2 protein-coding genes are annotated in these 857 nt (G+C 44.1%); both read right to left on the reverse strand.

The window, feature by feature from the left end:
• Positions 1 to 55: 55 nt before the first annotated feature.
• The gene (locus E0E16_RS11255) at positions 56 to 562 is read right to left on the reverse strand and encodes a DUF3408 domain-containing protein (protein ID WP_130830372.1); all 507 of its coding nucleotides are present in this window, start codon (positions 560 to 562) and stop codon (positions 56 to 58) included.
• A complete protein-coding gene (locus E0E16_RS11260) occupies positions 550 to 849 on the reverse strand; it encodes a helix-turn-helix domain-containing protein (RefSeq protein WP_255418192.1) in 300 nt (99 codons plus the stop codon). The genes E0E16_RS11255 and E0E16_RS11260 overlap by 13 nt, the downstream gene beginning before the upstream one ends.
• Positions 850 to 857: the final 8 nt, after the last annotated feature.

The raw sequence follows: 857 nt of genomic DNA on the forward strand, positions 1-857 counted from the left end.
GCATTCACTGAATACAGTAACTCAGCGTAGGCTTGCATTCGAGGAATGCAGTACTTCAGAGTTTCCGCCATCTTTCCACATCATCTTTGTATTGGTCGAGATGTTCTCGAAGCACCTGCTCCACATAGCCTGAAACGCTTGCTCTCTGCTCACCGATTTTCCTCACCACGAAGTCCAACTTTCGTTGAGTTTCCTCTGATACATACACGGCTTTGCGGTGGCTGTTGCGAAATGGCTGGAGATATTTCCCCTGAAACTCGGATAATTGCTTCCTGTCCTTTGTTTTTCCCATTCGTTGATGATTCTCTTCGGTAGAAGTAGCCCTTTCCGTTGGTGACAACTCTGTTTTTTGATAGGACGGTTGAGAATAGTCCTTGTGACTCTCCTTGTCATTTTGTTCCTCAACTTTAACAGGCTCAAATCTTTTCTTTTCCTCTTCATAATCTATGGGCTGATCAAAATCGGGCAACTCTTCGGGCTTGCGGAGTTTAACGCCATAATTGCCCATATCTCGAAGGGCTTGTTCCAGACGTTGTTTCCTTTGTTCATCTATTCTTGCCATAATTTCTTGGGTATTGCGTTATAATGTCTTTCAAGCATTGTTTGTATGTCGCTCTGTTTGTAAAGTATCTTCCCTCCGATTTTGTAGAAAGGAAGTACTCCTGCATTTCTGTACTCTTGGAGCGTACGTGTGCTGAGCCGTAATTGGCTACAAACCTCCTCGCCAGTGAGGTAAACCTCTCCGCCTAACATTGGACGGGCTGTAGAACAATAACGCTTCAGTTTCTTCAATATTCCCTCCATCAACTGTGCAAACATCTGCATTTGAGGGTCTTGCTGTGTAATGATTTCTTTCT

Source organism: Prevotella rectalis (genome assembly GCF_900607215.1).
Lineage (GTDB): Bacteria > Bacteroidota > Bacteroidia > Bacteroidales > Bacteroidaceae > Prevotella > Prevotella brunnea.